This window comes from Arthrobacter oryzae, from assembly GCF_030812315.1.
Lineage (GTDB): Bacteria > Actinomycetota > Actinomycetes > Actinomycetales > Micrococcaceae > Arthrobacter > Arthrobacter oryzae_B.
In genome coordinates, this window is record NZ_JAUSSM010000003.1 from 483,045 (window position 1) to 509,555 (window position 26,511).

Annotated in this window: 28 protein-coding genes; 15 read left to right on the forward strand and 13 right to left on the reverse strand. The window is 66.3% G+C overall.

The genetic code is table 11. From position 1 onward, the window contains the following. The first annotated feature begins 279 nt into the window (after window positions 1–279). From J2S97_RS09040 to J2S97_RS09060, 5 genes are read left to right on the forward strand one after another with little or no spacing between them, the layout of a single operon-like run. On the forward strand, window positions 280–1,239 hold the full coding sequence (locus J2S97_RS09040) for a hypothetical protein (RefSeq protein ID WP_307048482.1): 960 nt from the start codon (window positions 280–282) through the stop codon (window positions 1,237–1,239). After that, window positions 1,236–2,018, forward strand: a complete 783-nt coding sequence (locus J2S97_RS09045) for a hypothetical protein (protein WP_307048484.1) — start codon at window positions 1,236–1,238, stop codon at window positions 2,016–2,018. Before J2S97_RS09040 ends, J2S97_RS09045 begins: the two co-directional genes overlap by 4 nt. A 1-nt stretch (window position 2,019) precedes the next feature. Further along, on the forward strand, window positions 2,020–2,511 hold the full coding sequence (locus J2S97_RS09050) for an RDD family protein (protein ID WP_307048486.1): 492 nt from the start codon (window positions 2,020–2,022) through the stop codon (window positions 2,509–2,511). Window positions 2,512–2,515: 4 nt separating this feature from the next. Beyond that, window positions 2,516–3,082 carry a hypothetical protein gene (locus tag J2S97_RS09055; protein WP_307048488.1) on the forward strand — a complete coding sequence of 189 codons (567 nt, stop codon included), beginning with the start codon at window positions 2,516–2,518 and terminating at the stop codon, window positions 3,080–3,082. Window positions 3,083–3,095: 13 nt separating this feature from the next. Then, window positions 3,096–3,695 (forward strand): hypothetical protein, encoded by a 600-nt coding sequence (locus J2S97_RS09060; protein WP_307048490.1) that lies wholly within the window; start codon window positions 3,096–3,098, stop codon window positions 3,693–3,695. A gap of 51 nt (window positions 3,696–3,746) precedes the next feature. Here J2S97_RS09060 and J2S97_RS09065 read toward each other — a convergent pair whose 3' ends face one another. Then, on the reverse strand, window positions 3,747–4,607 hold the full coding sequence (locus tag J2S97_RS09065) for an HAD family hydrolase (protein ID WP_307048492.1): 861 nt from the start codon (window positions 4,605–4,607) through the stop codon (window positions 3,747–3,749). A gap of 295 nt (window positions 4,608–4,902) precedes the next feature. Here J2S97_RS09065 and J2S97_RS09070 point away from each other — a divergent pair, with 295 nt between their 5' ends. Next, window positions 4,903–5,946, forward strand: a complete 1,044-nt coding sequence (locus J2S97_RS09070; RefSeq protein ID WP_307048494.1) for a hypothetical protein — start codon at window positions 4,903–4,905, stop codon at window positions 5,944–5,946. Between the two features lie 18 nt (window positions 5,947–5,964). On the opposite strand, the gene serS is transcribed toward J2S97_RS09070, so the two are convergent. After that, entirely contained in the window at window positions 5,965–7,248 is a 1,284-nt protein-coding gene (gene serS / locus J2S97_RS09075) for a serine--tRNA ligase (protein WP_307048495.1), read from the reverse strand. 77 nt (window positions 7,249–7,325) lie between these two features. Between serS and J2S97_RS09080 the strand changes: the two genes are divergently transcribed. After that, window positions 7,326–8,417 carry a diacylglycerol/lipid kinase family protein gene (locus J2S97_RS09080; RefSeq protein ID WP_307048497.1) on the forward strand — a complete coding sequence of 364 codons (1,092 nt, stop codon included), beginning with the start codon at window positions 7,326–7,328 and terminating at the stop codon, window positions 8,415–8,417. A gap of 36 nt (window positions 8,418–8,453) precedes the next feature. Here the strand turns inward: J2S97_RS09080 and J2S97_RS09085 are convergent, their stop codons facing one another. The 3 genes from J2S97_RS09085 to J2S97_RS09095 form a co-directional block, all read right to left on the reverse strand. Beyond that, on the reverse strand, window positions 8,454–8,663 hold the full coding sequence (locus tag J2S97_RS09085; protein WP_214951831.1) for a hypothetical protein: 210 nt from the start codon (window positions 8,661–8,663) through the stop codon (window positions 8,454–8,456). A 92-nt stretch (window positions 8,664–8,755) separates the two neighbouring features. Beyond that, window positions 8,756–9,739, reverse strand: a complete 984-nt coding sequence (gene pheA / locus J2S97_RS09090; protein WP_307048499.1) for a prephenate dehydratase — start codon at window positions 9,737–9,739, stop codon at window positions 8,756–8,758. Window positions 9,740–9,828: 89 nt separating this feature from the next. Next, window positions 9,829–10,155, reverse strand: a complete 327-nt coding sequence (locus J2S97_RS09095; RefSeq protein WP_307048501.1) for a rhodanese-like domain-containing protein — start codon at window positions 10,153–10,155, stop codon at window positions 9,829–9,831. A 114-nt stretch (window positions 10,156–10,269) separates the two neighbouring features. Here J2S97_RS09095 and J2S97_RS09100 point away from each other — a divergent pair, with 114 nt between their 5' ends. The 4 genes from J2S97_RS09100 to J2S97_RS09115 all read left to right on the forward strand — a co-directional run bounded on the left by J2S97_RS09100 (window position 10,270) and on the right by J2S97_RS09115 (window position 14,997). After that, window positions 10,270–11,010 carry a Type 1 glutamine amidotransferase-like domain-containing protein gene (locus tag J2S97_RS09100; RefSeq protein WP_307048503.1) on the forward strand — a complete coding sequence of 247 codons (741 nt, stop codon included), beginning with the start codon at window positions 10,270–10,272 and terminating at the stop codon, window positions 11,008–11,010. Then, window positions 11,003–12,520: an amidase gene (locus J2S97_RS09105; RefSeq protein ID WP_307048505.1), complete on the forward strand. Its 1,518-nt coding sequence runs from the start codon at window positions 11,003–11,005 to the stop codon at window positions 12,518–12,520. The genes J2S97_RS09100 and J2S97_RS09105 overlap by 8 nt, the downstream gene beginning before the upstream one ends. Window positions 12,521–12,650: 130 nt before the next feature. Next, window positions 12,651–14,120, forward strand: a complete 1,470-nt coding sequence (locus tag J2S97_RS09110) for a peptide MFS transporter (protein WP_307048507.1) — start codon at window positions 12,651–12,653, stop codon at window positions 14,118–14,120. Window positions 14,121–14,124: 4 nt separating this feature from the next. After that, a complete protein-coding gene (locus J2S97_RS09115; protein WP_307048509.1) occupies window positions 14,125–14,997 on the forward strand; it encodes a phosphotransferase in 873 nt (290 codons plus the stop codon). 44 nt (window positions 14,998–15,041) lie between these two features. Here the strand turns inward: J2S97_RS09115 and J2S97_RS09120 are convergent, their stop codons facing one another. Beyond that, on the reverse strand, window positions 15,042–15,485 hold the full coding sequence (locus J2S97_RS09120) for a DUF4190 domain-containing protein (RefSeq protein ID WP_307048511.1): 444 nt from the start codon (window positions 15,483–15,485) through the stop codon (window positions 15,042–15,044). Window positions 15,486–15,609: 124 nt separating this feature from the next. Continuing rightward, window positions 15,610–16,503, reverse strand: coding sequence for a nuclease-related domain-containing protein (locus J2S97_RS09125; protein ID WP_307048512.1), 894 nt, complete (start codon window positions 16,501–16,503; stop codon window positions 15,610–15,612). Window positions 16,504–16,764: 261 nt separating this feature from the next. Between J2S97_RS09125 and pgm the strand changes: the two genes are divergently transcribed. After that, window positions 16,765–18,426, forward strand: coding sequence for a phosphoglucomutase (alpha-D-glucose-1,6-bisphosphate-dependent) (gene pgm, locus J2S97_RS09130; protein ID WP_307048514.1), 1,662 nt, complete (start codon window positions 16,765–16,767; stop codon window positions 18,424–18,426). Here pgm and J2S97_RS09135 read toward each other — a convergent pair. Both J2S97_RS09135 and J2S97_RS09140 read right to left on the reverse strand, forming a co-directional pair. Further along, on the reverse strand, window positions 18,416–18,943 hold the full coding sequence (locus tag J2S97_RS09135) for a 2'-5' RNA ligase family protein (RefSeq protein ID WP_307048516.1): 528 nt from the start codon (window positions 18,941–18,943) through the stop codon (window positions 18,416–18,418). The two genes, pgm and J2S97_RS09135, sit on opposite strands and share 11 nt — an antisense overlap. A gap of 185 nt (window positions 18,944–19,128) precedes the next feature. Continuing rightward, on the reverse strand, window positions 19,129–19,734 hold the full coding sequence (locus J2S97_RS09140; RefSeq protein ID WP_307048518.1) for a malonic semialdehyde reductase: 606 nt from the start codon (window positions 19,732–19,734) through the stop codon (window positions 19,129–19,131). 205 nt (window positions 19,735–19,939) lie between these two features. Between J2S97_RS09140 and J2S97_RS09145 the strand changes: the two genes are divergently transcribed. Then, complete coding sequence (locus J2S97_RS09145; protein WP_307048520.1) at window positions 19,940–21,295, forward strand: uracil-xanthine permease family protein; 1,356 nt, start codon at window positions 19,940–19,942, stop codon at window positions 21,293–21,295. Between the two features lie 184 nt (window positions 21,296–21,479). On the opposite strand, the gene J2S97_RS09150 is transcribed toward J2S97_RS09145, so the two are convergent. Beyond that, window positions 21,480–21,995 carry a hypothetical protein gene (locus tag J2S97_RS09150; protein ID WP_307048522.1) on the reverse strand — a complete coding sequence of 172 codons (516 nt, stop codon included), beginning with the start codon at window positions 21,993–21,995 and terminating at the stop codon, window positions 21,480–21,482. An 81-nt stretch (window positions 21,996–22,076) separates the two neighbouring features. After that, window positions 22,077–22,976, reverse strand: a complete 900-nt coding sequence (locus J2S97_RS09155; protein WP_307048524.1) for an SDR family oxidoreductase — start codon at window positions 22,974–22,976, stop codon at window positions 22,077–22,079. Between the two features lie 200 nt (window positions 22,977–23,176). Between J2S97_RS09155 and J2S97_RS09160 the strand changes: the two genes are divergently transcribed. Continuing rightward, complete coding sequence (locus J2S97_RS09160) at window positions 23,177–23,668, forward strand: DUF6328 family protein (RefSeq protein WP_307048526.1); 492 nt, start codon at window positions 23,177–23,179, stop codon at window positions 23,666–23,668. 57 nt (window positions 23,669–23,725) lie between these two features. Continuing rightward, window positions 23,726–24,388 carry a DUF6766 family protein gene (locus J2S97_RS09165; RefSeq protein ID WP_307048528.1) on the forward strand — a complete coding sequence of 221 codons (663 nt, stop codon included), beginning with the start codon at window positions 23,726–23,728 and terminating at the stop codon, window positions 24,386–24,388. Window positions 24,389–24,413: 25 nt separating this feature from the next. On the opposite strand, the gene J2S97_RS09170 is transcribed toward J2S97_RS09165, so the two are convergent. Further along, entirely contained in the window at window positions 24,414–25,538 is a 1,125-nt protein-coding gene (locus J2S97_RS09170) for a glycerate kinase (protein WP_307048530.1), read from the reverse strand. 88 nt (window positions 25,539–25,626) lie between these two features. Continuing rightward, window positions 25,627–26,481, reverse strand: coding sequence for an alpha/beta fold hydrolase (locus J2S97_RS09175; protein WP_307048532.1), 855 nt, complete (start codon window positions 26,479–26,481; stop codon window positions 25,627–25,629). Window positions 26,482–26,511 lie beyond the last annotated feature (30 nt).

Genomic DNA, 26,511 nt, shown 5'->3' on the forward strand with positions numbered 1-26,511 from the left:
TCCGTCAGTGCCGCCGTCGGCAGCGTCCTCCCCCATCGCAACATCTTCGCGGCAGGTTCACAACCACCCAACCGGTCGCGTGGATGACCTCGCCGGATGTCTTTGACTTGCACGACGGCGGCGGGTGCGGTTTGATTCAAGGCGCCCCGCGCCGCTGCGGTTTCGGTCTCCCGCAGCGCACCGATGGGGCGGTATGGGCTGTTCTGCCCATCGCGGGGCCAACCGCCGCGGGGTAAGTTCATGCTGTTTTTGATTCGGCGCTGGAAAAAGGGGAACACTGTGGCAGGACTCTACGGCGCGGACATCGCACAACTGCGTTCGCTGGCCAAAGACTTCCAGCGGGCCTCTCAGGTACTGCAGCTTCAGGGCAAGACCCTGAGCAACCTCATCGGCTCGTCCACGGCATGGACGGGAAACGATGCCAACTCTTTCAAGGAGGAATGGAACTCCTCCCACCGCAAAACGCTGCTGGCCGCATCCCAGCTCCTGGAGAAGGGTTCCAAGGAACTGCGCGCCAACGCAGACGACCAGGAACGCGCCAGCACCAGCGGTGCGGGCGGCACGGGTAGCGGCGGCGGCCCTGGCGGGGCCGGCAACGGCGACGACGGAAACTGGCTCCAGGACGCGTTCGACTGGGGCGCCGCCGGAGTAGGCATGTTCTTCAAAATCAAGGACGCAGCCGGAATGCTCAATGACTGGCGGGGACTCTTGTCCAACAAGAAGATTCTTGACTCCACGGGGACGCTCCTGAAGCCCGCCTTCAAGCTGTCCGACGACTTCCTGGGCGCCACCAAAATGCTTTCCAAATGGGGACGTTTCGCGGGTCCCGCCCTCGCCCCGTTCGCAATCGGCGGCGGCATTTATGACATGTTCAACCCGGAACACGACGGCTGGCGCGGAACTGGCGACCGCATCGGCGGCGGCCTCAGTGTGATAGCGGGCGGAGGGTCCCTCCTCATGGCAGCCGGACTCCTGACCAACCCGGTGGGCATTGGTATCGTGGTGGGCGCAGGTCTAGTGGCCGGGGGCTGGGCATTGGGCAACATGATTGCCGACAGTGAGTGGGGCCAGGCAGCCGGGAAGTGGATCGGGAACACGGCCAGCGACGCCTGGAACGGCACAAAGGACCTAGCCAGCGACGCCTGGAACGGCGCCAAGGATGCGGTCAGCGACACCTGGAACGGCGCCAAGGAAGTCTTTAGCAATCCCGTTAAGAGCCTAGGAGGGCTTTTCTCATGACCGAAAGCATCATCTCAAGACTGACTCAGCATGATGTGGAGTGCGCCAAGACCGTACTCAGCCGCGGTCAGGAGGAAGACTTCACCCTCCCGGTGCTGACCGACGAGGAAATTGTGGCCCTCGACGGCATTGACCAGCACCAGGCCGTGGAGCTGCCCTGGCTGTCCCAGCATCCGGACCAGAAGGAGCTTCTGTGCAACGTGGCGCTGCGCAGCCTCCTGTCGAAAGGGCTCGCAATCCCCCTCGTCGCCGAAGGGGACACTGTGCCTTCCAAGCTGGGCGCAACCGAAGAGATCACCGGAATCATGGCGCTCCGCCGGCTCGGCGAACGTGTTGTCACTGCGGAACTGACCAAGGAGTCAGACAAGGTGTGGCTGTACGGCTACGTGCATGACGACAAAGTGCTGGAAGAACTCGTGGACTCCAGCGGATCGCACACCTTCACTGTGGTGGACCGTTCCGAGTTCCCCGCGAGGATCATGGAACTGGCGAATGCGGCCAAGGTTCAGTCCGCCGATGAGGCCACTCGGAAGATCACGGGCCCGGAGTTTGAAAAGCTCGCGCCACAGGTTCTGGGCAGCACACTCGGAGTGACCGTGATCAGGGCAATCAGTCTGGCCGTGAGCACGTTCAGTGCCCTGACCATCTACACGTCCGCAACGGAACTCCACGGGCTGACGGCGCACGAAGAAGACGGCGAGGCGCAGTTGGAACTGACCAAGATCTCCAACCGGACCGCCGAGGACAAGGTCCGCGCCCTCGTGGATTTGGGCGTATAACGTGGATGCCAAGCTGATTGAAAGCGTCCGCAAAAGAACCACGAATCTCGGCAACGGCCAGCCCGTGGTCAAAGCCAGCGCCTGGCAGCAGCTCGGGGCCTGGTGCGTGGATTTTGGCATTGTCGCCGTAGTTGCAGCCATAGCGTATGTCTCGGTTGCCGGGTCCGACACGGGCACCACAGGCAAAGCCATAGTTGCTGCCATCGCCGCCTGGCTGGTCACACCCTGGCTGTACGGTTTCTGTTTCCCCCGCGGCCGCTCCCTGGGCGGGCTGGCGGCGGGCACGCGCATTGTGCGCTCCTCCTCAGGCGGAAAGCCGGGGTTCTGGCGGTCCGGTTGGGTCACATTCTCGCGCACTGTGCTGTTTCCGATAGTCGCCCTGTTCCTGCTTCTCGCCGCGGCAGGGGGATCCAGCCCCACGATGAACGGTCCCAAGGCCCGGCATCTCACCGTTGACCAGCGGTACCCCGCGGTACCTGCCCCCATCCGCTGAGTCCGTGGCTACACCTGAGAATTGGTCCGGCGGCACCGGACTGATCGACCCTGCCAACGGGCGCCCCGTCCGCCGTCACACAGCCTCGGGTGCCTGGTACGTACGAATGGCCGGCTGGCCGCACTTCTGGGGCCGGTGCCTCGATGCCCTCGTGGTAATCCTGGTTGCCTGCACGCTTATGGCCGTCCTGAACGCCCTGGTCCGGAACCTGGCGTTGGGCCCGCTCTCCCTGGCCCTGTTTTCCAATGACGGGTTGTTCGTCGCCGCCCTGACCGCAATCTGGTTCCTGGTCCTCTTTGCCTACGGCATGGTCATGGGCACCGCAGGCAGCCTGGGCGACGCCGCCGCCGGGATGCGTTCCGTCAGAATCGTGGACGGTACGACGTCGGGAGCCTGGCTCGGTGGCTGGCGCGCCGTCTGCTGGTCCTTCGCGCCCGTCTACCTCCTGGTCGCCTTCGCCTCCGCTCTTGGCGGAGGCAGCGGGGACACGTTCGACGAAAAGTTCACCGCCATAGACCTCCGGTCCGGCGTCGCCCAAGGAGCTGAACCCGTGAGCCCTGCCACGGGGTAGTCTGTCATCCAGAATGTTCACGCTGACCATCAACCAAACGGACAGCCGGCGCGACGGCGACCGGGTGCCGCAGTTGCTCAAGGACCTGCGGCACATACCCGCGCGCCTCGATTTCGACCGGTCCGTGGAGGACGAAGTCCAGGGCATCGTCGATTGTGCGCACCAGGCCGTGGACGCCGCCCTCGTGGCTCTCCGCTCAGGCAGCTGGTTCGTTGGGATCGGGGTCGGGCCGGTAAATGAGCCGCTGCCCAACCAGATCAAAGACGCCACGGGCCACGGGCTGATCTACGCGCGCCGGGCTGTAGACCGGCTGCGCAACGGCAAGGAGCGCATCCCCGTCGCGGTTGACGGACCGTTGGCTGACCTCGCCGCGGAATCGGAGGCCGTCCTGAAGCTGCTCGGCCACATCGTCCACGGCCGCAGCGCAGCCGAGTGGCGCGTCCTGGATCTGCTGACACCCGGCGTGCGTGGCCAGCAAAAAGCGGTCGCCCAGGAACTCGGCATCACCACCCAGGCGGTCAGCAAAGCAGTGGCCCGGGCGCAATGGAACGAGGAGCACGCGGCCCGCCCGGCCGCGGCCCGGCTGCTCCAGCTGATCCTCGAGGTCCGCTAGGCAGCCGGTTCGGTCTGCCGTGGCTGCGGCCGAACCCTAAGCAGCCCCGCCTTAGAGCAGGCTGCGGAGGACGTGCGCTGCGCCGTCGTCGTGCACGGACATGGTGACCTCATCCGCGGCGGCGACCACTTCCTCAGGCGCCTGGCCCATGGCAACGCCCCGGCCAGCCCAGGTGAGCATCTCGATGTCGTTGCGGCCATCGCCGATGGCCACCGTCAGGTGCGACTCGATGCTCAGGTGGCCGCGGAGGTGTTCCAGGGCGCTGGCCTTGGTCACTCCTTCGGCGGCGATGTCCAGCCAGGCGGTCCAGCCCACTGAATAGGTGACGCCGGCAAGGCCGATGTGCTTGATGGCCTCATTGAAGTCTTCCGACGTGTTTTCGGAGCTGAACACCACCACGCGCACGGCCGTGGCATCAAGCATGGTCTGGAAGTCCACACCGATGGCCTCGACGCCGAAGCTGGCGTCCTGGAACCGCTCGGTGGACAGGAAATTGCCGTCCTCGTCCTCCAGCGCGTACTTGGCCAGGGGAAGCCGCTTCCGAAGGGCACGGAGCGCGGGCCCGGGATCGAACGTTGCCTTACGGATGACCTCGTAGCCATCAGGGTGTGCCGGGTCCAGGCGGAGAGTCACGCCGCCGTTGCAGCAGACTGCGTAGCCGGTTTCGATCCCGATCTGCTCAATGATGGGCAGCGTGGCATTCAGAGAACGGCCGGTGGCGATCATGACCTCGTGGCCAGCAGCTACCACCGCCTGTGCGGCCTCGCGGACGGGGGCCGACATGTGGCCGTCGTGGTTGACGAGCGTGCCGTCAACATCCAGGGCAACCATGAGCTTCTGGATTGAAGTGTTCTTGCCGTTGTTTCGCTGGTCGTCGTTGCCAGCGACTGAGGTTTCAGTCAAAGTTGTCATTCACCTAGTAGAGCAGACACCCCGGACAGCCGCTAGGACACACGCCACACGCCGTTGTTAACTTCCGGTAAACACCCACAGCGTTGTCCACGCTGTGAGTGTTTACCGCAGTGTCATGTTTCCGCCCGGCGCTCCCATTCGACGCCGCCCCGGCGCCCAAAATTCCCCGCCAAGTGGTCAACTCCCCGCCGCGTTCCCGGGGGAAGGGTCCGCTTGGAGGGGAGTTAACGGGACTTATCCACATCCGGTAGGACGCGTCTGGCTGCGCCGGGAAGGCCCGCGCAGCATGGAAACCATGGCCACCGCACTCCCCACCCTGATGCTAGCCAGCCGCAGGCGCGCCCTGGCCGGAAGTAGCCGTGGCCTGAGCCGCGCGTACAACAAGGGCGACTTGGTCCGGGTGAGATCTGGCGTCTATTGCAGCAAGGCGGCATGGCTCGGGCTCAAAGCCTGGGAACGGTATGCCGCCACGGTAGCTGCGGTGGCGTGCAGTGATCCGTCCGTGGCCTTCTGCTACCTGACTGCTCTTCGGATCTGGCGGTTGCCCCTCCCCCGGGTACCGGAGCACATTCATGTCATCACGCGGTCGCCGCACAAGGCCGGCAGGCTCCCGTCGACCACCCGGGCGGCAGCGGATCCGAAAACCGGCCTCACCGGGCTGGAACACGCGCGGGGCTACGGAGTCTCCCGGCATCACTGGGCGGCTGACATCGTGGAGCGACATGGCCTAAATGTCACGTCGCTCCTGCAGACGGTCATTGACTGCGTCGTCCGGTTGGAGCTGCCGGAGGCTGTGGCCATTGTGGATGCCGTGCTGGGTAGCCGCCGCGCTGAGGGTGAGGACCTCACCCGGACAGAGCTGCAGGAGGCGTCCTCCCGTCTGCGCTCGGCTGCCAAGCACCGCCGGGTCCTGGAGGTGCTCGCGCTGGCGGACGGGAAATCAGAATCCGTCGGGGAATCCATGAGCAGGGCACTCATCCATGTTTTGGGGCTCCCCGCACCCGTCCTGCAGCACACGTTCTACGACAATGAGGGCTTCATAGCGCGGACGGATTTCTTCTGGCCCGAGCATGGCGTCATCGGGGAGTTCGACGGCGACGCGAAGTATCTCGACGACTCGCTTCTCGGCGGAAGGAGCACGCGCGAAGCCATTCTGGCCGAGAAGAAACGTGAGGACAGGCTCCGGGCGCTCGGCTACACGGTCGTCCGCTGGGACTGGAAAGCCGCAACCAACCCCGAGCTGCTGAGGCGCAAGCTCGCGGCCGCTGGGATCACGGCGCAAAAATCCCCGCCGCGCGGCCTAATCCCCCCGGCGTTACCAGGGGAACCGACCACGTGACGGGGATTTCTCAGCACATCAGGAGAGGACCGGGAAAACTTCCAGGCCGCCGAGGTACTTCTGGAGTGCCCGCGGGACGTTCACCGAGCCGTCCTCGTTCTGGTGGTGCTCAAGGATGGCCACGATCCAGCGGGTGGTAGCCAGCGTGCCGTTCAGCGTGGCGACGGCGCGGGTTCCTTTGGGCGCCCCGTCCTCGTTAAGCACGCGCTCACGGATGTTCAGGCGGCGCGCCTGGAACGTGGTGCAGTTCGAGGTGGATGTCAGTTCGCGGTACGCGCCCTGCGTGGGAACCCAGGCTTCGCAGTCGAACTTGCGGGCGGCCGAGTTGCCGAGGTCGCCGGCGGCGGTATCGATCACCCGGTACGGGAGCTCGCACTTGGCCAGCATCTCCTCTTCCCAGGCCAGCAGCCGCTCGTGCTCGGCGGCCGCCTCCTCCACCGTGGTGTAGATGAACATTTCCACCTTGTTGAACTGGTGGACGCGGATGATCCCGCGGGTGTCCTTGCCGTGCGAACCGGCCTCGCGGCGGTAGCAGGAGCTCTGGCCTGCGTAGCGGATGGGGCCGGCGGAGAGGTCCAGGATCTCGTCCGCGTGGTACCCGGCGAGGGCCACTTCCGAGGTACCCACCAGGTAAAGGTCGTCTTCGGCAAGGCGGTAGATCTCGGCGTCGTGCTTGACGTCGAAACCGGTGCCCTGCATCGTTTCCGGACGGACCAGGGTGGGGGTGATCATGGGAACGAAGCCGGCATCGATGGCCTGCTCCATGGCCATCTGCAGGAGCGCCATTTCCAGCCGGGCACCCACGCCGCGGAGGAAGTAGAAGCGTGAGCCGGACACCTTGGCGCCGCGCTCCATGTCGATGGCCCCGATCAGCTCGCCGATTTCCAGGTGGTCCTTCGGCTCAAAATCAGGGAACTCCCGGGGTTCGCCGACGGTCTTGACCACGATGTAGTCGTCCTCGCCGCCTTCCGGAACCCCGTCGACGATCAGGTTGGGGATGGCCCGCAGCAGCTCTTCCTGCTGCGCCTGCGCAACGTCAGCCTCAGCCGAGGCCGCCTTGACCGACGCGGCCAGGACCTTGACCTCGGCCAGCAGCGCCTGCTTTTCCCCGCCCTTGGCCTGCGCCACCTTCTTGCCGAAGACATTCTGTTCGGCGCGCAGGTTTTCGAAGCGGATCAGGGCCGCCCGCCTCGCCGCATCTGCCGAGATGATCGCATCCACTACGGACTCGTCGGCGCCGCGGGCGCGCTGGCTGGCACGGAACTTGTCCGGATTTTCGCTGAGGTCTTTTACGTCGATCACCAGACAAGAGTATCGAATCCGCCCGCCATGACGCGGTGGGCCGTGCGGGCTCCTGCGCGGGATAGTGTTGGAGCACCATGAACGATTGGCTGCTTTACCTCATCATCACGGCGGCCCTGGCTTTCGCGGTCTCCAGCTGGTGGGGCGTGCGGAGCCTCAAGGCGCTCCATACGCGCAGCGCTGTCCAGGAGGACACGTACCACCCGGGCCTGTCCCGTCAGAGAGTTGCCGTGGTGATGAACCCGGTCAAGGCAAAGTCCTCGGAAGCCACCGCACTGATCCGGCGTGCCTGCCTGTCCGCGGGCTGGGACGCCCCGGTCTTTTTCGAAACAACCGCCGAGGATCCCGGATATTCCCAGGCCGAGGCGGCGCTTGCAAGCGGGGCCGACGTCGTCCTCGTGGGCGGCGGGGACGGAACGGTACGCGTGGTGGCTGAGAAGCTGGCCCGCACGAATGTACCCATGGGCCTAATCCCGCTGGGCACGGGAAACCTGCTGGCCAGGAACATCGACCTCGACGTCTACGACCTCCACGGCAACGTCCAGACAGCATTGTTCGGACACCAGCGGCACATCGACATGGCCCGCATGGGCATCAGGAACTCCCGGACGGGCACCTCGTCGGAACATGCGTTCCTGGTAATTGCCGGCATGGGCATGGACGCCGAGGTAGTCGGTGACACCAACGACGGTCTGAAGAAGGCAGTGGGCTGGCTTGCCTACACCGAGGCCGGAGTCAGGCACCTGCCCGGACGCCGCAAGAAGGTGTCCATAGCCCTGGACGACCAGCCGGAACAGTCACGGAAGATCCGCAGCGTGCTGTTCGCCAATTGCGGCCTGATTCCGGGCGGCATCGACTTCATCCCGCAGGCAATGATCGACGACGGCATGCTGGACGTCGTGGTGATGAGCCCGCGCAGTGCCATCGGGTGGATCGCGATGTACGCAAAGATCATGTTCAAGCACAAGAGGAACCTGCCGGTCATGAGCTACTACCGCTCCGGCAAGATCGTGATCAAATGTGCAGAGCCGGTAGCCACGCAAATCGACGGCGACCCCTCCGGAGAGGCCACCGACGTGACCGTCCGGGTGGAGCCGGGATCGCTGTTGGTTCGGGTTACGGAAAGCAAGGGCGGCGAAATGGCCGCAGGGGAATCCACCCCGCACTAGGCCTCCAGGAAGGCAGACTGCCCGGAGGCTCCGGACTCAGGCGCTGGCCTTCTTCTGTTCCGCTTCCGCTGCGGCCTTTGCCGCCGCGCGGGCTTCGGACTGTTCCCGGATCATGGCCTGTTCCTCTTCGAAGCGCAGGCGATCTGCCCGGTCCGCATCGTCGCCGTCCCAGTCCTGGTTGTCGGCAGTCGGTTTGGGATTGACAATCATTCCCTGGCCGTCGTTGTCGGTACTGGATCCTGACATGACCCGCTCCTTCCGGTAGAGGTCTTCCCCAATGGATCAGGCAAGCATACGCACTGCGGTGCAGGCGGGGAAGTACCCGGAAGGGCATTTGTCTAAGCTGTTGGCGAACCTTGCGGCGGCTGGGCGGGCTCGAAGGATGCCCCTTTTAGTATCCCTGCCACCCATTCATGTGCGGCCCGGAATGCGTCGTCGGAGGTGTGCGGTTCGACTTCGGGGCTCTGCGCGTCCGCCCGGGGGTAGGAACCCAGAAAGCGCGTGGTGGAACTGATCCGGTGCAAGCCGGCCAGGGCATCCGCCACCCGGGCGTCCTCCACGTGGCCGTCGGCGTCGATGCTGAAGAAGTAGTGGCCCAGATACTGCCCGGTGGGCCGTGATTCGATGCGGCTGAGGTTCACGCCGCGGGTGGCGAACTGGTCCAGGATCTCCATCAGCGCACCCGGGCGGTCCTCCGGCAGCGGAACCACCACCGTGGTCTTGTCCGCACCGGTGCGGTGCGGCAGCGCTCCGGGCCGGCTGACCAGGACAAAACGAGTCACCGCGCCGGGGTTGTCCCCAATGTTCTCAGCGAGTACGCGCAGTCCGGGCTGCTCAGTGGCCACGATCGGCGCGCAAATGGCGGCATCGTAGTGCACGCCCTCCTCGTTCAGCAGGCCCATGGCCCCCGCCGCGGTGGAGGAGGCCGGAATGTATTCCACGTCGGGCATATTCGATTCCACCCAGAGCCGGCACTGTGCCCAGGCGTGCCCATGTGTGGAGATTTTGCGGATATCCGCAATCTCGACCCCGGGGCGGGCAACCAGGACGAAGCTGATGGGAACCAGCGCCTCGCGGATGATCCTCAACTCCTGCCCGGACGCTATGGCGTCCAACGTTGCCGTCACTCCGCCCTCGACGGAGTTCTCGATGGGCACCATGGCCGCATCGGCGAACCCGTCACGAACCTTGTCCAGTGCGGTGTTGACGTTGGAGGAGGGGATGCGGACAGCCTCGACGGCTCCCGGCACCTGCATCAGCGCAGCCTCGGTGAAGGTGCCCTCCGGGCCGAGGAAGGTGTAGGTGACGGGCGACGCGGGCATGGATTGTCCTTGATTGATCATGTCAGTGCCGCCCGGCGGACGGCAGGCTTATACGGCTGCCGGCACCAGTGAAGGGCGGCCGCAAAATGCTAGAGGATGACCGGTTTGAGGCCGTTATCCGAGACGAGCGGCAGCCCGGACTCGAGCCACTGGTCCATTCCGCCGGCCACGTTGAAAGCGGAATACCCCTGTCCTACAAGCCACTTGGCCGCACGGAAGGAACGGCCGCCGGTGCGGCAGATGACGTACAGGTCCTCGTCCGGATCCAGTTCGCTGAGCCGGGCCGGCAGCTGGTCCAAAGGAATGTGCAGGGCACTTTCCGCATGCCCGGCCGCCCATTCGTAGTCCTCGCGCACGTCAAGGATCTTGGCGTCGGCGGGAACGTCGGTCACGGTCACGGTTTCGAAGTCGCTCATGGAAGTCCTCTCCGGGGGAATGAAGGTCTGTCTCCAGCGTATCCCTCGCCGGAGGGGGCAGCTCCGAATCAGGAGGCACGTTACGCTCGAGGGGACCGCAAAGGAGAATCTTCGATGTCAGCCCAACAGCCCACCATCCTGGCCACGTCCGGCGGAATTAAGGCCGGCCGGCGTTCACGGCTGGAGTTTGACGCACTGCTGCATCACGCCGTCGAGCTTTCCGGCGTGACCGGGCGCGCCCCGCGCGTCACCCATGTCGGCACCGCCGCGGGCGACCAGCGCTGGTTCAACGCCGAAATGGACCAGGCTGCGAGGATCGCCGGCTTCGATTTCAGCCACCTGAACCTGTTCACCATGCCCAGTATCGAGGATCCGGAAGCCCACCTCATGGAGCAGGACGTGGTGTGGGTCAACGGCGGTTCGGTGGTGAACCTGCTGGCCATCTGGCGGGCGCACGGCCTCGACGAAATCCTGCGGCGGGTGTGGGAAGGCGGCGTGGTCCTCGCCGGGGTCTCGGCAGGGTCCATCTGCTGGTACCAGGGCGGCACCACGGATTCGTTCGGCCCGCAGCTGCGTCCGGTGACCAATGCCCTGGGCTTCCTGCCGTTCGCCAATGGCGTGCACTACGACTCCGAGGACCAGCGCCGTCCGCTGGTGCACCGGCTGGTAGCAGACGGCACGCTCGGTGAAACCCACTGCACGGACGACGGCGTGGGGCTGGTTTACTTCGGCACGGACCTTGTGGAGGCGGTCAGCGAGGTGCCAGGCAAAGGGGCGTACCGCGTCACCCGGCAGACTGTTGGCGGCGCTGCCGTTGCAGCCGAAGAGCGGCTGGAGCCACGTTTCCTTGGCTGATATCCACGAATTGTCCGCGGTGGGGCTCCGTGACGCCCTGCGCTCGGGAGAGCTCTCCGCCAGGGAGGTGGCCGGGCATTTCCTAGCCCGGATCGACGCGCGGAATCCCGGCCTGGGGGCCTTCATCACGGTGACCGCGGAGCGGGCACTGGCCGACGCCGCCCGTGCGGATGCACTTTACGCCCAGTCTCCGCACTCCCGTTCGCCGGGGGAGCTTCCCCTGCTGCACGGCATGCCGGTGGCGTTCAAGGACCTGACCGACGTTGCGGGCGTGGTGACGACCCACGGCAGTGCGGCCCTGGACCACAAACCTGCACCTATTGACGGTGCGCTGGCAGCGGTGCTGAAGGGGGCGGGGGTCGTCTCGCTGGGCAAGACCCAGGTCCCCGAGTTCGGTCTGACCGCCTACAGCGAGAACCTGATCGCTCCGCCGTCGCGCAATCCCCATGCACTGAGCCGCAGCTCGGGAGGTTCCTCGGGCGGCAGCGCCGCGGCCGTTGCTGCCCGACTTGTGCCGTTCGCGCCGGGGTCCGACGGCGGCGGCTCTGTCCGCATTCCGGCGGCGGCTTGCGGGCTGGTGGGCCTGAAACCGGGGCGCGGACTCGTCCCGGCTGGTGAAAGCACCGGGGACCCGGCCCGGCTGGTGGTAGCCGGCCCGCTGGCGTGGACCGCAGAGGATGCGGCCCTGATGCTCGACGCCCTGGTGTCCGCGCCCGAAACGGCACCGGCCGCGGCGCTGGAAGCAGCGCCAAGGGAAAGCGACGCGGCCACGACCGGGCACAGGGACAACAGCGGCGCGGGCCACTACCTCGCGTCCGTGTACGCGGCCGCGTCCCGGCCGCCCCGCCGACTGCGGATCGGGGTAAGCCTGGACAGCCCCTGGCAGGCCATCTTCCCGTTCACTCCGGACACTGAAGCCATGGATGCCCTCGCCGCCGGCATCCGGCTGCTCGAGGCGGCGGGCCACACCACTGCCGAAGCCGCCGTCCGGTATGACAACCGGTACCCGGACGCCTTCACCACAGCGTGGACCGCCGGCGTGGGAAATGCCCGGATAGCGCCGCAGCGCGAGGCGCTCCTGACCCCACTCACCCGCACCTTCCGACGGCGGGCACAGCAACGGAGTGTGTCCAAGCTGAACGAGGCCCTGGGATTCCTGCGGCAGTTCGAGCGGGACACCATTGCGCAGTACGCCCAGTGGGACCTGCTCCTGATGCCGGCACTCGCCCAGACTCCGCGGCCCGTCGGCTGGTTTACGGGTTCCTCCCACGGCGACGGCTACTGGCCGGCGGCGGAATGGGCGGGCGACGCCGACGGAGACTACCGGAAGCAGTGCGAATATGCCCCCTGGTCCTCCATGGTCAACGTGTGCGGCCTGCCCGCCATCAGCATTCCCGTCCACTGGACCGGAGGCTCACCCGGCACCGGCCTGCCGATGGGGATCCAGTTGGTGGGACCCATGGGATCCGAAGCCCTCCTGCTTCAGGTGGCGGCCCAGATCGGCTTCTAGGGCTGGCGGCGCAGGCCAGCAACAGCACGCGGCAGCGCCCGCCGTGGCGGGCCTGCTGCACCGCGTGCCTGCCTTGCTTCCTGCCTGCTGGAATGTGACAATCGCGCACTCGGGTGCCACCCTTGAGTAAATGAGCATCACTCATTTATCCGAACGCCCCGCTACAACGCCGGGCGATACTTCCTTTTTTGGCCACCCAAAGATGCTGGCCAGCCTCTTCTCCGTCGAAATGTGGGAGCGCTTCTCCTTCTACGGCATGCAGGGCATCCTCCTCTACTACATGTACTTCACCGCCGCGCAGGGGGGCCTCGAAATCGAGCAGGGCCTGGCCGCAGGCCTGGTGGGCGCCTACGGCGGCGGGGTCTATCTCTCCACCATTCTTGGCGCCTGGCTGGCTGACCGCCTCTTCGGATCGGAACGGGTCCTGTTCGGCTCGGCCATCCTGATCATGGCCGGCCACATTGCCTTGGCACTCGTGCCGGGCATTCCAGGCCTCATCGCCGGCCTGGTGCTGGTGGGCGTCGGCTCAGGCGGGCTCAAGGCCAACGCCACCGCGCTGGTGGGCACCCTCTACGGGGAAAAGGATGAACGCCGCGACGCCGGCTTCTCCATCTTCTATATGGGCATCAACGCCGGCGGACTGATCGGCCCGCTGGTCACGGGCTGGCTGCAGGAAAGCCAGGGGTTCCACTGGGGCTTCGGCGCCGCCGCCGTCGGCATGGCCCTGGGCCTGGGCATCTACGCAATGGGACGCAAGAATCTCCCCGAAGCGGCACACCACGTGCCCAGTCCGTTGCCGGCCGCGGAGCGGACCCGCTACGGGCTGATCTTCCTGGGCATTGCCGCCGCGGTGGCCGTGCTCCTGGCCACCGGGACCGTGAACGCCGAAAACCTGGCCATGTCCATGGCGTACGCGGCCATCGGAGCGTCCGTGCTGTACTTCGGCCTGATCTTCCGCAGCACGAAGGTGACGGGCACGGAGCGCAAGCGCGTGGTGGCGTTCATCCCGCTGTACATCGCTTCGGCAGCGTTCTGGGCGCTCTTCCAGCAGCAATTCACGTTCATCGCCGTTTACTCGGAGGAGAAGCTGGACCGGAACCTGTTCGGGTGGGAAATGCCGGCCGCCTGGGTGCAGTCCATCAACCCGGTGTTCATCATCATCTTGGCCGGTGTCATGGCGGCCCTGTGGACACGTCTCGGCCACAAGCAGCCCGGATCGGCCCTGAAGTTCTCCATCGGCCTGTTCGTGATGGGCCTGGCCTTCCTGGCCTTCATCCCGTTGTCCGGCGGCGGCAAGACTCCACTCCTGGCTCTCGCGGGCATCCTGCTCCTGTTCACGCTCGCGGAGCTCTTCCTCTCCCCCATCGGGCTGTCCGTCACCACCAAACTGGCACCGCAGGCCTTCCACACGCAGATGGTGGCTCTGTTTTTCCTGTCCGTTTCGCTCGGCACCACACTGGCCGGCATCCTCGCCGGCCTGTACAACCCCGCCGACGAGCTGCCGTACTTTGCGGGCATCGGCGGCGCGGCCTTGGTCCTTGCCGTCGGCCTTGCTGTGGCTTCTCCCGCGATCCGGAAGCTCATGGGCGGCGTACGCTGAGCCGGTGAGCAACCACCGCCCGCAGGCTACGCAGGGTCCGGTCGAGTCCCGCCTCTACCGGCCGGCCGCCGGCGAGGCGTCCGACGTCGAACGCATGCCCGCGGGCGACGTCACCCAAGGTGTGGTGCGGGTGGGTGGAACCATCCGCCGCCCGCACCAACCGCAGAGTTTCGCGGTGGCCGACTACCTCGACTGGCTGGAGGACGCCGGTTTCGAGGGCTCGCCGCGGTTCCTCGGGCGTGACCCGGAAGGCCGCGATGTCCTCACGTTCGTGCCCGGGGACTGCGCCGGCGCGGTGCCCGAACCGTGGGTGCAGTCGGAGGACCTCCTCGCGTCCGTGGGCCGCCTGGTCCGCCGGCTGCACGACGCTTCCGCAGGGTTCGTGCCGGTGGCACATCCGTTTCCTCCCCGGCCGGTCCGGCAGGACACCGTGCATGGCGACCCCGCCGAGCTGGTCTGCCACCTGGATGTGACGCCGCAGAATGTGGTGGTCCGGGACGGGCTGGCCGCCGGCCTGGTGGACTTCGACCTCGCGGGGCCAAGCACGGCCCTCAAGGACTCCTTCAACACTGCAATGCACTGGGTGGCGCTCAGGGACCCGGCAGATGCCTGGCCCGGCTGGGAGGAGCTGGATCCGTTCCGGCGGCTCCGGATTTTCGCAGACGCCTACGGCTGGACCCGGGACGAACGACGGCGGCTGCCGGGCTTCGGCGTGAACGCCGTCCGCTTGTCGTACGAGCGGATGGAACACAACGCCCGGACATTGGGCGGGGGCTGGGCGCGGATGTGGGACGAGGGCGTGGGCGGACTCATTGAGCGACGGGCTGCCTGGCTCGAGGCAAATGCCACCCGCCTGGTGCGGGCCCTGACGGACTGACCGGGTGCTGCCGAATTGAGGCGGCTTGTTGACCGGCCCGCCGGTCAGAAGCCGTAGCCGGCGTTGGCTGCGGCGAAGATGGCCACCACGATGAACGTCAGCACGATGGCCGTCAGGGCAAGCCCGAGGTAGCCAAGGACCAACCCGGCAATGGCCAGTCCCCTGCCTGCGGGTTCCCGGAGGTATCCCATGTGGCCCAGGACGACGGCCGCAATCTGCGGCAGGATGAAAATCCCCAGCCCCAGGAATACCGCGATCCCGCAGCACAGGCTGGCAATGCTCAGGCTCTTGGGCTCCGGCGGCACCCCGTAGTAGGACGGTTGGCCATAGGCCATCCCGTACGGTGCGGACTGCTGTCCGTATGGTCCGGCGGGCTGCCCATACGGATTATTGGGCGGCATGGGCTGCGGCCCCTGCGGCGGAATGTACGACGGCGGCTGGTAGCCCTGTGGTGTCCCCTCATCGCCGGGGGCAGGCTGGTTCGTCATGGAAAATCCCCTTTTGAGTGGCTTTAACCAGCCTACCAACGCGCCGGCCGGAAGCGCGTCCCCGGCGGCACCCGTAATGCATCTGCAATGCAGCCGCGATGCCACAGCATGCAACAAATAATGGCTACCGGGCCCAGAGCGGTGCCGAGAGCGAGAACGCCACGATCCCCAGGATCAGCAGGCTCCACAAGCCGCCGGCGATTGTGCTCTTGCGGTTCCGGCCCTTACCGTACTGGCTCCCGGAGTACTGCGAAGGCCGCCGCGGGTGTGTCTGGGACAGCCAGCCCGCTGTGCTGCCGGCCGCGGGACCGTGATAGCGGCTGGGAAGGGGCGACGGATACCTCGTCTCCTGGTGCGGGGGCCGCACCGCGTTCGGCCCCGGCCACCGCGCCGGGCCCTCGCCGGGGGTCCCGCGGTAGGTATGGGCCGCGGACGACTGGGGCTGGGTCAGCTGTTGTCCCAGCTGGGAGTAGACGCCCACTACCGCCTGCTGATCCAGCGCTGCCGGGAGCGCAGCTATCCGGGCAACAACACGGTTGATGCCCAGCACCTCGACTCCGGATTCCGTCACTTCCCCGAGGTCGGGCTGGCCGGTCAGGCAGATGATGCACCGGACCAGGTGCCGGTGGGGCGGGCTGAGCAGTGCAGCCACTGCGGCCGCCTGCCCCAGGGCGCCGTCCACGGCGGGATTCCGCGTGTAGCCGTTCTGCCGAAGCACCCCGTCCCTGACCTCGACGTTGCCCGACCAGTTCTTGGCATCCACCACCACCACACCGCCCGGTCCCACCAGGACGTGATCCAGGTTGGCCAGCGGACGGCCGGGCCAATGGACGTCGTGCAGCAGGAACCAGCCGTGCGGGGTCAGCTGGCTGAGCCGGTTGGCGGTCCGGCGCTCCCCGTCCGCACCGGCGCCCCAGCTGTCGGCCGCGCGTTCGGCGTGGTCCAGCTGGCGCTTCAGCCGGGCAATCCGCTCGGCCGCCAGCCGTGACTGTTCTGCCGCTCCGTCCCCTGCCGCCATTGGATGTCCCCTTGGATTCGCCGCAACGCTGACGGCGGAGGAGGGTCCGCCGTCGTAATTTGTTTAGAAATTAGCAGCCCGGCGACGGCCGGTATATAGGTACTTTTCGCGCCACCACTCGCTTTTTCCCGGCCAATTACTGCCGCGAATTAAATGCGAATAGGAATGAATTGGTAAATGCCCGGTGAAATTCGGCGTCATAGGGGCCGGATTCCGGACAAAAGCGTGTTGCGTCCCGCCGTCGTCTGGCATGCTGGTGCCATGGCTAGCCGCGCGGGCACAGTTGCCCAACCCCAAGACCTTGTTGACCTCACTGCGCTCCTTGATGCGTACTACGATGTTTCTCCCGACCTGAGCGATCCGGGCCAGCGCGTTGCGTTCGGCACGTCCGGGCACCGCGGGTCCAGCCTGAAGGCGTCATTCAATGAGCCCCACATCGTGGCCATCACCCAGGCCATCGTGGAATACCGTGCCGGCCAGGGCATTACCGGCCCGCTATACATGGCGAAGGACACACACGCCCTCAGTGAGCCGGCGCAGAACTCCGCTCTGGAGGTGCTGGCTGCCAACGGGGTGAACGTCCTCATCGACGCCCGCCACGGTTATACGCCCACCCCGGCCCTGAGCCACGCGATCCTCACGCACAACAACAACTCCCCCGCCGGCGCCCCGCAGGCCGACGGCATTGTGGTCACGCCCAGCCACAACCCGCCGGGCGACGGCGGTTTCAAGTACAACCCGCCGCACGGCGGCCCCGCGGACACCGACGCCACCGGCTGGATCGCCAACCGCGCCAACGAGCTCCTCGAGAACGGGCTCCGCGGCGTCAAGCGCATTCCCGTCGCCGACGCCCTGGCCGCGGACACCACCGGCAAGTTCGACTTCCTCAGCAGCTACGTGGATGACCTCCCCTCTGTGCTGGACCTGAATGCCATCCGCGAAGCCGGCGTCCGCATCGGTGCCGACCCCATGGGCGGCGCGTCCGTTGACTACTGGGGCGAGATCGGCGAACGGCACCACCTGAACCTCACCGTTGTCAACCCCACCGTTGACCCGCAGTGGGCCTTCATGACGCTGGACTGGGACGAGAAGATCCGGATGGACTGCTCCTCGCCGTCCGCCATGGCCTCGCTGATCAACCGGATGGCCGACTCCGGTTCCGGCAAAGCAGCGTACGACGTCGCCACAGGCAACGACGCCGACGCCGACCGCCACGGCATCGTCACGCCGGACGGCGGACTGATGAACCCGAACCACTACCTCGCAGTCGCCATCGACTACCTCTACCGCCACCGCACCGGGTGGAACCCGGAGTCGGTGATCGGCAAGACCCTCGTCTCCTCCTCCATCATCGACCGGGTGGCCGAGAGCCTGGGCCGCAAGCTCGTCGAGGTGCCGGTCGGCTTCAAGTGGTTCGTGCCCGGGCTGCTCTCCGGCGAGGGCGCGTTCGGCGGCGAGGAATCCGCCGGCGCCTCGTTCAACAAGATGGACGGCAGCGTCTGGACCACCGACAAGGACGGCATCCTGCTGGCCCTGCTGGCCTCGGAAATCACCGCGGTCACCGGAAAGTCGCCCTCCCAGCTGTACAAGGGGCTCACGGACCAGTTCGGTGACCCGGTCTACGCACGGATCGACGCCGCCGCCACGCGCGAGCAGAAGGCTGCCCTCGGCAAGCTTTCGCCGTCCGACGTCACCGCCACGGACCTGGCCGGCGAAACGATCACGGCGAAGCTCACCGAGGCTCCGGGTAACGGCGCATCAATCGGCGGCCTGAAGGTCGTCACCGAGAACGCCTGGTTCGCTGCCCGGCCCTCCGGGACCGAGGACGTCTACAAGATCTACGCCGAGTCGTTCAAGGGCGCAGACCACCTCAAGCAGGTCCAGGCTGAAGCCAAGGCCCTGGTTGACGGAGTTATTTCGTAAGTTCCCACAGGTGGAGGATGCGCCGGACCGAATGGTTTCCGTCCGGCGCCATATCCACGAGCGCCACGCGGTCCAGCACGACGACGTCCCCCGGGCGGGTGTGCTTGTCACCGTGGTGTGACACATGGGGCCGGTAGCTGTCCATGGTGTAATGCGGCGAGGGCACGCGCCCCGGCAGCCCCGCAACGGTTTCCATCAGTGACTCGTGAAGCTCCTGCAGGGCCGGGCTCGGCTCCACGAGATTGACTGGGACGGATTCCAGCCGGCCGAAGCCGGCGTCGTCGCCGATGGTGAGCCGGGTGCCGAGGGCCGCCCGGATGGACCGGTCAATCAGCCCGGCAATACGGTCGGCGAGGCCGGCGTCCTGGCCGCCGCCGTCGTCGGGCTTAATGCCGTCGTCGTGCTTCACATCGACGTCGAACCGCACCAGGGTGATGTGCAGGGGCCAGTCGTCGCGGGGAAACACGAGCCCCTCGGCGACGGACTCGATGAAGGCCACCAGAATCAGGTTCCGCATAGGGCCAGTGTGCCACTGCGCCGCTCCGCGCGGGCGGCCGGGGCACAGTAGCCAGACTGGCAATTTCGACTAAAATGGGAAGTGGCCCCGGACACATGCCGTGCACTTACCTGCAGAAATGTTGCCCAGAGTGCCTCCGGCGTGTCCCCCATCGTGCCGGGGGCCTCTCTGCGTAACCGCAACCGCTAGACGGTGCGGACCACATCCTCGTATGCGAACTTCGGCTTCGCATCGCCCCAGGCGTCAGGACCGGGCTGGCCGATATTAACCACCAGGAAGCTCTTCTGGTCCCCCGCAGGGAAGAACGCTGCATCGATGGCGGAGAAGTCCGCGCCGGTCATGGGACCGGCCGCGAACCCCAGCGAGCGGACAGCCAGGATGAAGTATCCGGCCTGCAGGTGGGCGTTGTTGTTGCCCGTGGTTGCCGTGAGCTCGGGCGCGGAGTCGTACATGGCCTTCGGTGCGTTATAGCCGGGCAGGAAGTTGTCCCACTGTTCCTGCCAGGCTGTGTCGTAGCTGAGCACGGCAACGAGCGGCGCCGAGGCAGTCTTCGCCCGGTTGCCTGCCGAGAGGGTCTCCACGAGCTGGGCGCGGGCCTCGTCGGAGCGAATGTACGTCACGCGCAGCGGCTGGGAGTTGAAGGCCGTGGGACCGAACTTGGTGAGTTCGTAAATGGCGCGGGCCTGCTCATCAGTGACTTCGCCGGTAAAGGCGTTGGCCGTGCGGGCTTCGGCGAAAATCGCGTCCACCGCTGCTGCGTCGATCACTGCTTCTTCATGTGCGATTGTCATCTGCATACCTTTCGCTGGGACCCGCTCGCCCGGGGTGGCCGGCGGTTCTGCTATCCATAGTTGCAACTTCAAGCGAATCCTTCCTCTTCCCGTGACTGCGCGTGACCTTCGGCACAGCGGTTCGCCGGGGCGTCCTGCGCGGTAATGTTGCTCCGGAAGATTCCTTCCCCCTCCCGCGATACCTTCTCTTGAAAGGCTCCCGGCCATGAGCATGCTCGGCACCAAATGGAAGCTCCACGGCAACGGAAAGTCGGTTCGCCCAGGCGAGGTGGTAGCCCCCGGCGAACGGCTTACCTGGCCGCTGACCATCGGAGTGGGAATGCAGCACGTGGTCGCCATGTTCGGCGCCACTTTCCTGGTGCCCATCATCACCGGCATGCCGCCGGCCACCACGCTGTTTTTCTCCGGCATCGGAACCCTGCTGTTCCTGGTGATTACGCAGGGCAGGGTGCCCAGCTACCTCGGCTCAAGTTTTGCTTTCATTGCCCCGATCATGGCGTCCCAGCAGCAGTTCGGGGTCCCCGGCGCCCTGGGCGGCGTCGTGCTCGCCGGCGCCGGACTGGCCGTCATCGGCGCCGTGGTCCAGAAGTTTGGGGCCGGCTGGATCAACCGGCTCATGCCGCCCATCGTCACCGGCGCCATCGTGGCGCTGATCGGACTGAACCTCGCCCCCGCCGCAAAAAACAACTTCGACGCAGCCCCCGTGACGGCCGTCATCACCCTGGCCACCATCATCCTGGTCAGCGTGCTGTTCAAGGGCATCCTGGGCCGTTTGAGCATCCTGGTAGGCGTGGTGGCGGGCTACCTCGTGGCCATGGTCCGCGGTGAAGTGAACTACGCCAAGATGGACGCGGCAGCGTGGGTAGGCCTCCCGCAATTCCAGACCCCGGAGTTCCACCTCGGTGTGGTGGGCCTCTTCGTTCCCGTGGTGCTGGTGCTGGTTGCGGAGAACATCGGCCACGTGAAGTCCGTGTCCGCGATGACCGGCCAGAACCTCGACGGCGTCTCCGGCCGCGCCCTGATGGCCGACGGCGCCGCAACCGTGCTGGCCGGCTTCGGCGGCGGTTCGGGAACCACCACCTATGCCGAAAACATCGGTGTCATGGCAGCCACGAAGGTGTACTCGACGGCGGCATACTGGGTGGCCGGCATTTTCGCGGTCATCCTCAGCTTCTCCCCGAAGTTCGGCGAACTGATCGCTACGGTTCCAGCGGGGGTGCTGGGCGGTGCCGCCACCATGCTCTACGGCATGATCGGCATCCTGGGCGTGAAGATCTGGGTCCAGAACAAAGTCAATTTCTCCAACCCCGTCAACCTGACCACGGCCGCGGTGGCCCTGATCATCGGCATCGCCGACTACACCTGGACCATCGGCGAACTGACGTTCACCGGCATCGCCCTGGGATCCGCCGCCGCACTGGTGATCTACCACGGCATGAAGGCGATCGCGAAGGCCCGCGGCAGCGTTGCTGAACCGGAGACCGAGCAGGCCGGACTGCCGCCTGCGGTCAAGGCCGCCATGAACGCCGCGGCCAAGCGGGCACCGAAAAAGCGTCCGTAGGAGCAATCACCGGAACAGCGCCGGCCCGCGGCCAACCCGGGGCATTCCACACGGACACGCCGCTGGTTGAGCCCGCTTCCGCGAAAAGCTAGGTCATAGTGCCGCACGACGGCGGCGCTGCAGCGTCGGCTGCTGCAGCGCCGCGGGGCACAGTCCTATTGGACGGGCGGACGACGGCGGCCGTTTAGCCGGCGTCGAACGTGTCGTCGTCGCGGTCCCTGGGGGCCTTGCTGTCCGGCAAATCAGTGCCGCTGCCGTCGGGGATTCCCGCCGCGTCCTGGTTGGGTTCCGAGGAAAACGGACGCCCCGCGTCCGGATCCTCAGTGTTGGACTCGTCCATTTCCGCCTCCGCGGACGGCACTGCCGCGTCTCCCGCATCTGCTGCCGCACTGTCCTCGAAGCCGGGGTCGGTGCTTTCGTTCTCTGCCTTCAACTGATCCTCCGTTCCTCCGAAGCGTCCTGCTCCGGGTTCGCCTGCACTGTCCTGGTCCTCCGCGCCGAACTGGCTGAGGTCCGGCGCTCCGGCCGGATAGGTTTCGCCGTCCGGGCTGTCCTGGCTCAGGCCGGCGGCGTCGAACGCCTCTTCCTCGCGGGGCTGGGCGAACTTCCTGGTGTCCGCTCCGCCCGTTTCCTGCTCGACTGTCGGCGTACCGTAACCGCCTTCCTCCTCAATCGGGGTTCCCTGGCTGTCGTTCGTCATGTCATTCCTCCTGGCTGGTCGGGTCTGAATGGAAAAGTCAGCAGCGCCTGGTGCCGGGATGCCCCGACGCGCCGCAACGGGTCAGAGTCCTTTGCCACCCGTCACCGGAAGGACTGCCCCGGAAATGTAGGAGCCGTGGTCCGAGGCGAGAAGAACGTAGGCAGCCGCGAGCTCGGCCGGCTGTCCCGCCCGGCCCAAGGGAGTGTCCTGGCCGAACTTCGGCAGCTTCTCCGGCCACTCCGTGGCGGGAATCAGCGGCGTCCAGATAGGGCCGGGGGCAACGGCGTTGACCCGGATGCCCTTGGGTCCCAACTCCTGGGCCAAGGCCTTGGTGAAGGCAACCTGCGCACCCTTGGTCATGGCGTAGTCGATCAGTCCCGGCGACGGGTTGAATGCCTGGATGGAGGCGGTGGTGATGATCGACGCGCCGGCCTTCAGATGCGGCACTGCAGCCCTGGCCGTCCACAGCAGGGAGTACAGATTGGTTTTGAAAACCCGGTCGAACTCCTCGGTGGGAAGGGACTCAAAGCTGTCCCGGTTCTTTTGGTACGCCGCGTTCAGCACAACGACGTCGAGCCGGCCGAACTCCGCGAGCGTGTCCTCCACGATTTTGGTGCTGAACTCTTCGGAGCGGCCGTCCCCCGGGAGCAGCAACGCCTTCTGCCCGGCTTTGCGGATCCATGCCGCGGTGTCCTGGGCGTCGTCTTCCTCTTCGGGGAGGTAGGAGATTGCGACGTCGGCGCCTTCACGCGCGAACGCGATGGCCACGGCCTTTCCGATGCCGGAGTCTCCTCCGGTTATCAGCGCCGCTTTGCCCTCGAGGGCATTGCTCCCCTCATAGCTTTCTTCGCCATGGTCCGGCTGGGGTTCCATGGGCGCCGTAAGCCCCGGCTGCTCCTGCACTTGCTCGGGGAACGGGCCGGAGTGGTATCCGCCCCGCGGGTCCGTGGGCTGGTCTTGCTTCTTACCGGGATCAGTCATAGTCCACCTCGCCTGCGTGTCGGTTTTCCATCGGTTCCGGTGCGCAACCGGCCCTTCGAAACTATCCCAGCGAAATGGGCAAGTCCACCGTTTTGGACAAATTAGTCAGCAAACTTAGCATTGCTTGTAATTGTGAGGCTTCAAGCCTAGGTTGAGAGTTAGTTTGCGCGCCGTGGCGTGCGAGGCCGGGAGGTGAGCCCATGTCGGACGGTGACGCAGTAGCTGGGGACGGCAGGAACGAGTCCGTCAACCAGCAGATGGACCGCAACTGGGGGGAACTGCTCCAGGAACTGCGCGTACTGCAGACGGGTGTGCAGATCCTTGCGGGTTTCCTCCTGACCATTCCGTTCCAAGAGCGGTTCGAGACACTGGACGACTACCAGGTGGGGCTGTACCTGACCAACGTGCTGCTCGCCGCGCTCGTCACCGCCGTCATTCTCCTCCCGGTCAGCGTGCACCGCAGGCTCTTCCGGAAGCAGCTGAAATCAACGCTCGTGGCGAGCGCGGACCGGATTGCGAAGGTTGCGCTGGCCGGTGTCGCGCTCCTCAGCGCGGGGACGGCGTCACTCGTTTTCGACGTAACCGCCGGACGGGATGCGGGGCTCCTCGCAGGCGGAGGACTTCTCGCGGTGATGATCCTGTTGCTCGTTTTCGTTCCGATCTGGCTCCATAAGCGGGCAACAAAGAAGTAGCCGGTATGCCAAAGATTGAATTCCGGCCAAGTTCGATCCATTCCACCGGGAGGCGCCATGAAGAAGTGGGCAAAGGAACACGGGCTGCTGCTGGTCAATATCGGGCTTTTCGCCGTCTTTTTCGGAGGCATGATTATCAGCGGTGCCAGCGACTACAGCGAAGACCAGGTTGCCCACGGCCAGCCGGCGGTGGGTATCGCTGGATACCTGGCCACCGGGGCCTTTCTTGAGGCCACATTCGAGAACTGGGAATCGGAATTCCTGCAGATGGGCATGTACGTCATTTTGACCGTTTTCCTCTTCCAAAAGGGCTCCTCCGAATCCAAACCGATGGGCCGCACGGCGCCGCAGGACCAGGATCCGCGGGACGCCACGGTGAAAGCCGCCACTCCCTGGCCGGTGCGCCGCGGGGGCCTGGTGCTCAAGCTCTACGAACACTCGCTATCAATCCTGTTCCTGCTGCTGTTCCTGGCATCCTTCGCCCTCCACGCCATTGGCGGCAGTGAGGAGTACAGCGAGGAACAGCAAAGCCACGGCCAGCCCGGCGTCACGCTGCTCGGATACCTCGCCACGAGCCGCTTCTGGTTTGAGTCCTTCCAGAACTGGCAAAGCGAATTCCTGGCCGTGGCCGTCCTGGTTGGCGCGTCCGTCTATCTGCGCGAACGGGGCTCACCCGAGTCCAAGCCCGTGGCAGAACCGCATTACGAAACCGGCGCTTAGCGGCCCGGCCGAGCGACCGCTCCCGTCAGGCCCCTTCGAGGACCTGGCTGGTGGCCCAGGCGAGGTACTTGGCCGCGTTGGCGACGGCGTCCTCCGGGCTGGCTGCGACGTCCAGTAACTGTGCGGCGGCCACCACTCCGTGCTTGGCAAGGTCCTCCGGGGTGACCAGGATGCGTCCGGCCACCACAATCACCGGAATGCCCCGTTCGCGTGCCGCATCCGCCAGGGCAATCGGGGCCTTCCCCGTCAGCGACTGCGAATCCATGGAGCCCTCGCCCGTGATCACCAGATCGGCGTCGGCCAGCTGACCGGCCAGACCCGTCAGGCCAGCCACCAGGGCAAAGCCACCTTCCAAAGTGGCGCCGCTGAACGCCAGGAACGACGCCGGGAACCCGCCGGCCGCTCCGGCTCCGGGAACGTTGACGTCGCGCCCGGTGGCCTGCCGGAGCACGGACGCCCAGTTGCGGAGGCCGGCGTCGAGCAGTTCCACGGCGTCCGCGTCAGCCCCTTTTTGGGGGCCAAAGACATGCGCTGCCCCGTCGTTTCCGAACAGCGGGTTCTGGACGTCCACGGCGATCCGGATCTTAACCGCGGCGAGCCGGGGATCCAGTCCGGAAACGTCAATACGGACAACGTCCGCCAGGGAACCGCCGCCCAGGGGAACCACGTTTCCGGCGGCGTCCACAGGCTTCAGGCCCAGGGCACGCAAAGCGCCGCTGCCGCCGTCGGACATGGCCGATCCGCCCACACCCAGCACAATCTCCGTAGCCCCGGCGTCCAGCGCGGCAGCGATCAGCTGCCCGCAGCCGTAGCTGTGGGCGCGCAGCGCGTTCGCGGGCGTCGGTTCCATGTGCGCCAGGCCGGAGGCCTGGGCAGTTTCAATCACGGCGGTTGCACCGCCGAAGGCGTCCTTCCGGATGGCCCAGGCCGCACCGATTGGAGCCAGGATGGGACCGACGACGGCGTTCAGCCGCTCCTCGTAGCCAGCGGCAACGGCGGCCTCGAGGGTGCCTTCCCCGCCGTCGGCAACCGGGAACTGGGTGGCCACGGCGTCCGGATAGACGCGAAGCGCCCCCTCCGCGATGGCGCTGGCAGCCTGGGCCGCGGTCAGTGATCCTTTGAACTTGTCCGGAGCGATGAGAATGCGCATGGGTCCATCCTGCCAGCATCCGTCGGAAAGCGTTTGCCTCCAGGTAAGGAAGCCGCCTCGGTAAGGAAGCGGCTCAGCCGAGCCGGACCTAGTGACGGTTCAGGGCCTCGTGCGCCGTCCCGGAGCCGGGGAGCCCCGCGAAGGCGGTGATGGCGTCTGCCACCTGCACCGTACCGGTGTACTGGACCACGTGCCCGCAGCCCGGCACCTCCACAAGCTTGCCCGCAGGTGCCCGGCGGGCGAGGACCCGGCACCACTCGCCCGTTGCGATGGGGTCCGAGGCGCCGCGGAGGACCATCACGGGCGGGTTCAGCCTGCGGATGCGGTCCTCGGTCCGGTAGCTCATCATGACCCGGAGCTGCTTGAGGTACCAGCGCGGGCCGCAGCGCAGGTAATCGCTGAAAACCACCGCGTTGGAACCCGGTGTCTCGTGCAGGAGCGCATCCTTGGTCAGCGCCAGCATCTGGCGCAGCACTGTCCGGTTCCGGACGTCCACCACGGGTCCCATCAGCACCACGTGCGGAACCTGCTCCGGCCGCTGCAGGGCCGCCTCCAGGACGAATTGCGCGCCCATCGAATGGCCAACCAGGACACGGCGGCCCACTCCGGCCCGGTCCAGCACGTCATGGATAAACGCCCCGTGGTCCGCGACCGTGAGCTGGCGGTCCGGATGCGGGGCGGATCCAAAGCCGGGAAGGTCGATGGAAATCGTATCCACCGTCCTGGCCAGGACCTGGTGCAGCCGGGCCAGGTACCGGTGGGAGACGCCAATTCCATGGACGAGGACCACCGTCGCGGGGGCGCCAGTGGCGGCCCCGGCGATTGGCTCCGGCGCGACTGGCTGTGCGGCTGACTCCGGCGGGACGGCTGAGCTGGCGCGCGAGGCATACATTCGTCCACGCAGGCCTCCGGCCTCGACGTCTATTGCTTCGGCACCCTTCATCCGTCGAGGATAGTCTTCCCCGGGGCCGGT

Bases quoted from the DNA above. Each gene is read 5' to 3' on its own strand.
- J2S97_RS09150 (WP_307048522.1), bottom strand. From the start codon at position 21,995: ATGACGAACGACAGCCAGGGAACCCCGATTGAGGAGGAAGGCGGTTAC.
- pgm (WP_307048514.1), top strand. From the start codon at position 16,765: ATGGCTAGCCGCGCGGGCACAGTTGCCCAACCCCAAGACCTTGTTGAC.
- J2S97_RS09125 (WP_307048512.1), bottom strand. From the start codon at position 16,503: ATGGCGGCAGGGGACGGAGCGGCAGAACAGTCACGGCTGGCGGCCGAG.
- J2S97_RS09120 (WP_307048511.1), bottom strand. From the start codon at position 15,485: ATGACGAACCAGCCTGCCCCCGGCGATGAGGGGACACCACAGGGCTAC.
- J2S97_RS09140 (WP_307048518.1), bottom strand. From the start codon at position 19,734: ATGACAATCGCACATGAAGAAGCAGTGATCGACGCAGCAGCGGTGGAC.
- J2S97_RS09135 (WP_307048516.1), bottom strand. From the start codon at position 18,943: ATGCGGAACCTGATTCTGGTGGCCTTCATCGAGTCCGTCGCCGAGGGG.
- J2S97_RS09065 (WP_307048492.1), bottom strand. From the start codon at position 4,607: ATGACAACTTTGACTGAAACCTCAGTCGCTGGCAACGACGACCAGCGA.
- J2S97_RS09165 (WP_307048528.1), top strand. From the start codon at position 23,726: ATGAAGAAGTGGGCAAAGGAACACGGGCTGCTGCTGGTCAATATCGGG.
- J2S97_RS09045 (WP_307048484.1), top strand. From the start codon at position 1,236: ATGACCGAAAGCATCATCTCAAGACTGACTCAGCATGATGTGGAGTGC.
- J2S97_RS09145 (WP_307048520.1), top strand. From the start codon at position 19,940: ATGAGCATGCTCGGCACCAAATGGAAGCTCCACGGCAACGGAAAGTCG.
- pheA (WP_307048499.1), bottom strand. From the start codon at position 9,739: ATGCCCGCGTCGCCCGTCACCTACACCTTCCTCGGCCCGGAGGGCACC.
- J2S97_RS09175 (WP_307048532.1), bottom strand. From the start codon at position 26,481: ATGAAGGGTGCCGAAGCAATAGACGTCGAGGCCGGAGGCCTGCGTGGA.
- J2S97_RS09060 (WP_307048490.1), top strand. From the start codon at position 3,096: ATGTTCACGCTGACCATCAACCAAACGGACAGCCGGCGCGACGGCGAC.
- J2S97_RS09080 (WP_307048497.1), top strand. From the start codon at position 7,326: ATGAACGATTGGCTGCTTTACCTCATCATCACGGCGGCCCTGGCTTTC.
- J2S97_RS09100 (WP_307048503.1), top strand. From the start codon at position 10,270: ATGTCAGCCCAACAGCCCACCATCCTGGCCACGTCCGGCGGAATTAAG.
- J2S97_RS09160 (WP_307048526.1), top strand. From the start codon at position 23,177: ATGTCGGACGGTGACGCAGTAGCTGGGGACGGCAGGAACGAGTCCGTC.
- J2S97_RS09170 (WP_307048530.1), bottom strand. From the start codon at position 25,538: ATGCGCATTCTCATCGCTCCGGACAAGTTCAAAGGATCACTGACCGCG.
- J2S97_RS09155 (WP_307048524.1), bottom strand. From the start codon at position 22,976: ATGACTGATCCCGGTAAGAAGCAAGACCAGCCCACGGACCCGCGGGGC.
- J2S97_RS09110 (WP_307048507.1), top strand. From the start codon at position 12,651: ATGAGCATCACTCATTTATCCGAACGCCCCGCTACAACGCCGGGCGAT.
- J2S97_RS09085 (WP_214951831.1), bottom strand. From the start codon at position 8,663: ATGTCAGGATCCAGTACCGACAACGACGGCCAGGGAATGATTGTCAAT.
- J2S97_RS09095 (WP_307048501.1), bottom strand. From the start codon at position 10,155: ATGAGCGACTTCGAAACCGTGACCGTGACCGACGTTCCCGCCGACGCC.
- J2S97_RS09070 (WP_307048494.1), top strand. From the start codon at position 4,903: ATGGCCACCGCACTCCCCACCCTGATGCTAGCCAGCCGCAGGCGCGCC.